At 53.4% G+C, this 7954-nt stretch carries 9 protein-coding genes; 8 read left to right on the forward strand and 1 reads right to left on the reverse strand.

The features are described from left to right. From HRU10_14460 to HRU10_14485, 6 genes are all read left to right on the forward strand, one after another. Positions 1–204, forward strand: a 204-nt coding sequence (locus HRU10_14460) for a hypothetical protein (GenBank protein NRA28434.1), incomplete at its 5' end; no start/stop codon positions are given. An 89-nt stretch (positions 205–293) separates the two neighbouring features. After that, the gene (gene xerC, locus HRU10_14465; GenBank protein NRA28435.1) at positions 294–1364 is read left to right on the forward strand and encodes a site-specific tyrosine recombinase XerC; all 1071 of its coding nucleotides are present in this window, start codon (positions 294–296) and stop codon (positions 1362–1364) included. Between the two features lie 31 nt (positions 1365–1395). Then, positions 1396–1581 carry a hypothetical protein gene (locus HRU10_14470; protein ID NRA28436.1) on the forward strand — a complete coding sequence of 62 codons (186 nt, stop codon included), beginning with the start codon at positions 1396–1398 and terminating at the stop codon, positions 1579–1581. Next, positions 1581–1847, forward strand: coding sequence for a type II toxin-antitoxin system YafQ family toxin (locus HRU10_14475; protein NRA28437.1), 267 nt, complete (start codon positions 1581–1583; stop codon positions 1845–1847). Before HRU10_14470 ends, HRU10_14475 begins: the two co-directional genes overlap by 1 nt. Positions 1848–1948: 101 nt before the next feature. Beyond that, entirely contained in the window at positions 1949–3301 is a 1353-nt protein-coding gene (locus HRU10_14480) for a nucleotidyltransferase domain-containing protein (GenBank protein NRA28438.1), read from the forward strand. A gap of 10 nt (positions 3302–3311) precedes the next feature. After that, on the forward strand, positions 3312–3698 hold the full coding sequence (locus HRU10_14485) for a hypothetical protein (protein ID NRA28439.1): 387 nt from the start codon (positions 3312–3314) through the stop codon (positions 3696–3698). A gap of 1042 nt (positions 3699–4740) precedes the next feature. Here HRU10_14485 and HRU10_14490 read toward each other — a convergent pair. Beyond that, positions 4741–5091, reverse strand: coding sequence for a helix-turn-helix transcriptional regulator (locus HRU10_14490; GenBank protein NRA28440.1), 351 nt, complete (start codon positions 5089–5091; stop codon positions 4741–4743). A 152-nt stretch (positions 5092–5243) separates the two neighbouring features. Between HRU10_14490 and HRU10_14495 the strand changes: the two genes are divergently transcribed. After that, on the forward strand, positions 5244–5540 hold the full coding sequence (locus tag HRU10_14495) for a hypothetical protein (protein ID NRA28441.1): 297 nt from the start codon (positions 5244–5246) through the stop codon (positions 5538–5540). Then, positions 5541–7954, forward strand: a 2414-nt coding sequence (locus tag HRU10_14500) for a toprim domain-containing protein (protein ID NRA28442.1), incomplete at its 3' end; no start/stop codon positions are given.

Below are 7954 nucleotides of genomic sequence, written 5' to 3' on the forward strand. Positions count from 1 at the left end.
GCCCTCGAATACGTCCTGCCGCACCACGGCGGCCGTGGACAACAGTTTGTGTATGAACTGCTCTTCGACGGTGAAATCCACACCGAGAAAACCCAGCTCAACGGGCTCATCGATGTGGATAAATTGAAAGCTACGACACCCACTTCGAGCATAGAAAAGAACAGTTCGAGCCCTCAACGAGCATCCAACGAGCCGCGTACGTGATTTTATCTTTAGCTGCCTAGCCCAGTGATAAAGCGAAGTAAGCGAGTTTACGGCCTAAATCCAAAAACGCACAAGAGGCCCCTAAAAAAGTGAAGACAGACCGTAACGTAAGAATAGGACGCATCCGGGCTTTTGAGGCACGTGGCGGTCGCCGTGCGGAGCCCGATGGATTGCAGCGTGGCATCGCCGGAGCCGGAGGCGATGGTTTAGCAGACCGTATGGACGCCTACCTGGAGTCCTTACGCGTACAGCACTACTCTGAGCAGACCGTAAAGAGCCATCGAGAGGCCCTGGTGCAGTGGGTGCGCTGGGCCTATGAGCGCGACGTGTATCAATCGACTGAAGTGACACGCCCGCTGCTAGAGAGCTACCAGCGCTGGCTTTACCGCTACCGCAAACCGGACGGCCGGGCGCTAGCGCCGGCGACGCAGCGCAGCCGCCTGAGCTTCATCAAAAGCTATTTTAAATGGCTGTGCCGTCAGCACATCTTGGTGCACAACCCGGCCTCTGAAATCGACCTTCCTCGCGAAGAAAAGCGCCTGCCGCAAGAACCCCTCAGCCTACAGCAAGTCGATGCCGTGCTCAACGCCCCCGACGTGGCCGAGCCCCTCGGACTGCGCGATCGCGCCATCTTAGAAGTGTTTTACTCGACCGGAATCCGGCGCAGCGAACTGACCCGCCTAGAAATCCAGGACGTGAACCTGGACCGCCGGACACTTCAAATACGCCTGGGCAAAGGGCGCAAAGACCGGGTGGTGCCCCTGGGCGAACGCGCCCGGGCGTGGCTGGAACGCTACCTCGACGCAGTGCGCCCAGAATTACTCCTCAACAACAGCACGCAGAGAGGAGCGAAACCTGAGCACGAAGGCACCCTGTTTTTATCGAGTTATGGCGTGCCCTTCAACCCCGACTCGGTGACTAAGATGGTATGCAGCTGCATTGAGAACTCCGGGATAGGTCGTGCTGGCTCCTGCCACCTCTTTCGCCACAGCAGCGCGACCCACATGCTCGAAAACGGCGTAGACATCCGCTTTATCCAGCAGCTCTTGGGGCATGCGAAGTTGGAGACCACGCAAGTCTACACCGAAGTCAGCATCCAGCAGCTCCAAGAAGTCCACAAACGGACGCACCCGGCGCGTATGGATAAAGGTGAGGCTTGAGTTATTAGGAAAAACCGACGATCTTATAACAATGAACGCCGTAGAAATCATAGAAGAAATCCAGCGTTTACCGGAGGATGAGCGCGGCAAAGTAGTTCAGTTTGTGCGTCATTTGCCGAACGCTGAGACCATTGCGGCTATGAATGAGCCTCTTGAAAGCTTACAACGCTTTGAGAGTGTTGAAGCCTTGATGGCAGATCTGGAATCTGAGGATTGATGCTGCCCATCGTTCGCAAAAGTCGCTTTAAGAAGGACTTCCGCAAACTCCGCTCTGCATCCAAAGATGTGCAGAAGTTGATTGAAGTGATTGAGATACTGAGAGCAGAAGAATCGCTCGATCAGCGGTATCGTGACCACAACTTGATCGGAAACTACGTCGGCTATCGTGAGTGCCATATAGAGCCTGATTGGCTGCTGATTTATAAAGTCGAAAATGGCGAACTGATCTTGGTGCGGACGGGTTCACACAGTGAACTCTTCTAAGTCCTGGTCTCTTCATTAGAGGTCTTTTTAAGCCTTGCTCGCGTTGAGCAGGGCTTCTTTCGTTTTGTTCCGTGAGCTTTGCCGTTCCCCAAATCGACACCATGCCCTTTGCGCAGCTAGTGCTGCTTAAAGCTGCGGTCGATGCTGCAGTAGAGGACGAAAAACGCCGCCGGGAAAAAGTAGCCGCCGCAGCCCAAAACCGCGCCTGGAGAATTTTTTTAGCCGAGGCGAAATCGCGTCATGAAAATTGGCTGCGGCGCCAGGAAACGCATCGAGGAAAATGCGATTTTTCCTCAAAAACCGCGGAGGGGTTCGGCTATGGCCCCTTCGGCGAACCGCTGGCAAGCGTAGGCCCCGAAGCCACTACGTTCCGCTTCACCTTCTCCACCAAATACCAAGACCCCGAAACCGGCTACCACTACTACGGCTACCGCTATTACGATGCAGACAAGGGTCGGTGGTTGAGTCGTGACCCGATTGAGGAACAGGGCGGGGTGAACCTGTTTGGGTTTGTGGGGAATGATGGCGTGAATCGGTGGGATTACTTAGGTCTTCAGGAGCCTAGGAATAGATCCAATTTTAATGCGACGCTCACGCCGCGTGAATTAGCAGGCGCCTTATTCAGTGGGGGAGGAACTGGTCTGTATAACATTGCCATGGGCTTTAGAGGCTTCGCTGAAACCATTGGAGAGACTGCCGCTGTTATTTTAGATCCGACGACACGCGATCTCGTTTTCACAGATGTAAAGGATCTAGCTAAGGCTCTTAAAGACGATCCATGTTTGGCAAAAGAGTTAGCTATACAGTTGTATGGTGATGCGAGAGAAACAGTTACCGACCCTGATAAATTAGCTATTGCTAATGCATCTTCAGGAGGAGCAATTGCTGCGGTAACAGGCACGGGAGCAGCGAATCTTCTAAAGAAGCTTCTCGATAAGGTCTCAAAGAGCAAAATTCCGGATAATCTGGGACCCTTAAATAGGGCGGATATTCAAGGCATACGTGCCGTTGATGATCTCGTTGTCACAAACAAGCTAGCGATTCCTCAAGGTCTTAGCGCGCGACAATTTGATCGAATCTCATCACAAATAAGATCGAAAGCCGATGAGCTGGGCTTAGGCAGTGATATATTCGTTCAGGGAAGTCGGGCTGGAGGAACTGTTCGGGCTACTTCTGATATCGATATAGCGATTAGAGTTTCGCCTGAACAATTTAATGCGTTCATTAACAATCCTAAGCTATCTAGACTTTCTAATCCAAATGCTGGATCTAATTTGGCAGACACTCGTTTGCATGCGCTCGAAACTGGAAAAATACAATCTGGTGAAGCTCGATTAAGTGGCTTATCTAGGCAGATAGCGAATGATCTAGGGATCGATGTGGATTTATCTATTATTCGAGCTGGAGGCCAGTTTGATAATGGACCGCAGTTACCGTTAAGCTTTGATTTTTAGGAGATTTATTATGTCATTTGATCCTTATTGTCGTCTGTATCTCCAGTCTCCTCTTGAAAAAGCCGAACTTTTAAAGCAATGCGCTCATTCTGTTGGAGGAACTGTTAGTGGTTCTGTATTGGAGAATGAGCTGCTTGTATTTGATCTTAAAAGTAATGATGATTTTGACGAAGATCGCTTCACCGCTGAGAACAGATTCGTTTTCGCGAAATATACCGCGGAGATTGAAGGTATAGATTTTGAAGTTAGTGAGGACGATTTTATCGATACATTATGCAAGTTGATTGTCGCTTTGAGAGCTTCAGGAATTTTAGTTTCTGCCTCCTGTGATTTTGAAGAAACTGTAGTTGAGAAAACCGGTTGGAACTGGACAGAATCTTCGCCTCATCATCCATGAGTCCATATCGAGGAGCACAAAGGGCTCAGTCTAAGAAAATTCAAATCTTGTAAAAAAACCAACCAACTGAGCCAACCTGCAAACAACCCGATCCACGCCCACGGAACCAATCTGACGTCCCCGGCGAGCACAGTCATCGCCAGCTAGGCTTTCAGCCATATCTGTCACCGCCTCTGCTCTCATCCTTCCCGGGGCCCTCCGCTTTGGCGGTTGCCTCCGCGGAGACCTCCCTCCGGTCCAGGTATCTAGCTAGCACTCGCACGCCGCATGGACCCAGCAAGCTGGGGCGGCTACTGCGGCAGGTCGACCGGCACGCTGTCTGGGGGCCAGCGCACCGCCGCGCTGCCTTGCGGTCGCTATCGCGCCGCTCACCCGGCCCCCACTCGGCCATTTGGGCTTCAGCGACAGGGGAGGGCATTTATCTTCTTTAGCTGCCAGCCGCTGCGGTCGTATACGCCCAGCCTGGCCTGGGGCTCAGTCGCTTCACTCCCTCGGGTCTGCTCGTCCCACCCGAGCAGCCCTGCCGGGTCCCGCGGCCCCACCCTTAGAATCAGCCAGCAGCCAAGCTGCAGCCGCAAGGAGCCTACGCAGGGAGCCGCAACAAAGACAGCAGCCTAACGGCACACAATGATGACTCAGCTCCCTTTGCCCAATTGCGCTGGCCTAACCCCAGCGCTCTAGGGTGGTGGACCCGCACCCGCGGAGCACGATCAAAAAAAGCAAAACCCAATCGACGTTCCAAAAAAACAAACCCGACGCCCCCGGCCCATTTTCCCCTTATTTGCCGTTGAGATGATACCTCCACGCTGCAAGGTCTTCTCGTCCCGCTCAGCGGGACTGCGATGTTTGTCCAGTTGCCCAAGGGCACCCACTGGCCTGCACCCCTTCGGGGCTTCGCCATCTCCGTGCTATGCACTCCGTCCACCTTGCCCCGCTCCGGTCCCAATTTTCCGTCTACTGCTTTGCAGTTCCGGCGGGTTCGCCTGGAGGCTCATATCCTTTGGGCAAAACAGGTTCCGAGCGTAGCGACACCCCGCCAAAATTATTGGGGGTTGTTGTGCTCTTTTACAAACGGCTCAAGCACAGCCACTATCTTCTCTTGTTGTCTACGTGGTAGCTGAGAGGCCGCTTCAAAAAGCTGCCTCATCTTACCGCCTTTGGGCGGTCTCTTACGATCTTGCTGACCGAGAAGCTCTTCCACGCTGCAGCCTAAAGCATCTGTAATCGGGACCAATAAATCTGAACGGGGCGATTTTCCAGTCTTCTCCCAATACGCTATATTTGATTGGCGCTCTCCAATACGTCGAGCCAGCTCACGCTGAGAAATCCCAGCATTTAGACGCAAAATCTTGAGAGTTGAGTCTGGGGCCTGTTTTCGAGTCACAAAAATCATAATAACAGAAGTATAGAAAAAACACTTGATATAGAACAGTCAGCCGTTCATCTGTGAACAGTCAAATTGATCTTGACGCCTAAAACGCAAAAAGGGCCAGTGACCCGTTCGCCAAAACAAAAGTCACTGACCCTCAATTATTAATATAATCTATGAATCAGGATGAACCGAATCACAGACAGAGACAAGAAATAAGCCACCTCGAAGGGTGTTCAAGCCAGGAAGGAGAGAGTCGACGGAGCTCGTCTCTTTTAACCTTCATGGACTTGGTCTGCATCGATGGTTTGCTCGCGGGCCAGGTCGAGACCTGGGAGCTCAATGACAACCTTTACGGCGATGACATACGCGCACTGTGTGCTCAGCATAAAGCGACACTGCGACGTATTGATCAGATGATCCGAGAATACCCCCAAGGGCTCATCGACCAAGAGCGAGAGGAGGACCGATAAATGGGACAGGGACGCTTTTCCGATGAAGATCTCGAACACGTGAAATCCAATATCGATCTGGCCGCACTGGTCCGGTCGAAGGGCATCGAGCTGAAGCGACACGGCTCGAAAGACCTGGCTGGTCTCTCGCCGTTTACCGACGAGAAGACCCCCAGCTTTATCGTGACCCCAGGTAAAAACCTCTGGCACTGTATGAGCAGTGGTAAAGGCGGGACGGTGATCGATTTTTTGATACAGCACGACGGCTTGTCGTTCCGTCATGCCGTCGAATTACTCAAAGAGGAACACCCGCAAGTCTTCGGCGGGGCGAACGTCCAGAAATCCACCGTGCGCAAACTGGAAGCGCCGGTGAGCTTCGATGCCGACGATCACGCCCTCCTGGATCAAACCCTCGACTACTACCAGAAGCGCCTCCAGGAAACACTATCGGCGCTGGAGTATCTCAAGAAGCGTGGGCTCAACGATCCAGAAGCCCTAAAAACCTTCCGAATCGGCTACGCTGACCGGTCGCTCGGCCTGCGCTTGCCCAACAAAAAGCGACGTGACGGCGAGCAAATCCGCGAACGCCTGACCAAACTGGGGATCTATCGAGAGAGCGGACACGAGCACTTTAACGGCTGTCTGACCTTCCCGATCTTTGACGAGCAGGGCAGGGTGTCAGAAGTCTACGGCCGCAAGGCCAACCAAAAGCAAAAGAACGGGATCTATCATCTCTATCTACCCGGACCGCATCGAGGTATCTGGAACCCGGATTGTCTCAAATCGCCCGATATCATCCTGACTGAATCGGTCATCGATGCCCTCACGTTTTGGGTCCACGGCTTTAAAAACGTCACCTGCATCTACGGCACCGAAGGCTTTACCGATGAACACCTTGAAGCCTTCAAAACGCACAAAACTCAAAAGATCTACTTGGCTTACGACCGAGACAAAGGCGGAGATCGAGCCGCAGAGAGAGACGCCGCGCGTCTCTCATCACTAGGCATCGACTGCTTTCGTGTCCAGTTTCCCGCTGGTCATGACCCGAACAGTTATGCCCTGAGAGTCACTCCAGCCGCCAAATCTCTTCAAGTCCTCATCAACGCTGCTCAATGGTGGAGCTCGTCTTCAAAGAATAACAAAGTACTTAGTAATAGTACAAAAGAGTTAGCTGCTAACGCTGAGCGAAGCGACGCTGTAGAGCAGGCAGCTAAAGGGAAAAAGTCTCATGAACAAACAACCTCTGTGGGCTCAGTGCCTCCGTGCGAGATTAAAGCCGAAGATTCCCCAGGCCCAAAATCGCCAGCAGCTCCAGAACTCGAACAGAAGGGCGGCTACGAACGAAGTGAGTGCGCCGATTCCGCAAAGCGGAAGTCGGACTTATCCCTGACGCAGTCAGGAGATGACTATCACCTCGCACTCCAAAATCGCGCCTACCGTATCCGTGGCCTGCAGAAAAACACCACGCACGCAGTCCTCAAAGTGAATCTCCGCGTGCTATCCGAGGGGCGCTTCTACCTCGACGTGCTGGACTTCTATCGGGCCAAAGACCGCACCTACTTCATTGCCGCTGCCGCTGCAGAAGTCGGGCTCGAGCCCGACCTCATCAAACGCGACCTCGGCAAACTGCTCTTTCAACTCGAAGCGCTCCAAGAAGAGCGTATCCGTGCTGAACTCGAACCGGTTCCTCAGGAAGTGGCGATCTCGCACGAAGATAAGGAAGCGGCATTAGACCTTCTCAAATCCCCCCAACTCCTCGAGCGCATCCTCGAGGATTTTGAGCAGTGCGGCATCGTCGGCGAAGCGACCAACAAACTCACCGGCTACCTCGCCGCCGTCTCGCGCAAGCTGGATAAGCCGCTGGCGATCATTATCCAGTCGACGAGCGCCGCCGGAAAAACCTCCCTCATGGAAGCGGTGCTTGCCATGATGCCGGAGGAAGAGCGTATCAAATACAGCGCCATGACTGGGCAATCGTTGTATTACCTCGGCGAGACCAACTTGAAGCACAAGATCCTGGCCATCGTTGAAGAAGAAGGAGCGGAAAAGGCGTCTTACGCCTTAAAGCTCCTGCAGTCCGAAGGTGAACTCACCATCGCCTCCACGGGTAAAGACGAACAAGGCCGCATGAAAACCGAAGAATACCACGTCGAAGGCCCGGTCATGATCTTCCTCACCACGACGGCGGTCGATATTGACGAAGAGCTGCTCAACCGCTGCCTCGTCCTGACCGTCCACGAATCGCGCGAGCAGACCGAAGCCATCCACCTGCTCCAGCGCCAAGCAGAAATGCTCAGCGGCCTGGAGCGCAACCTGGAGAAAGAGCGTATCCTCAACACCCACCAAAATGCCCAACGCCTCCTCAAATCCGTCAACGTCGTCAACCCCTTCGCGATGCAACTCACCTTCCTGAGCGATCGCACGCGGACGCGCCG

It is taken from the genome of Opitutales bacterium (assembly GCA_013215165.1).
Taxonomy (GTDB): domain Bacteria; phylum Verrucomicrobiota; class Verrucomicrobiia; order Opitutales; family JABSRG01; genus JABSRG01.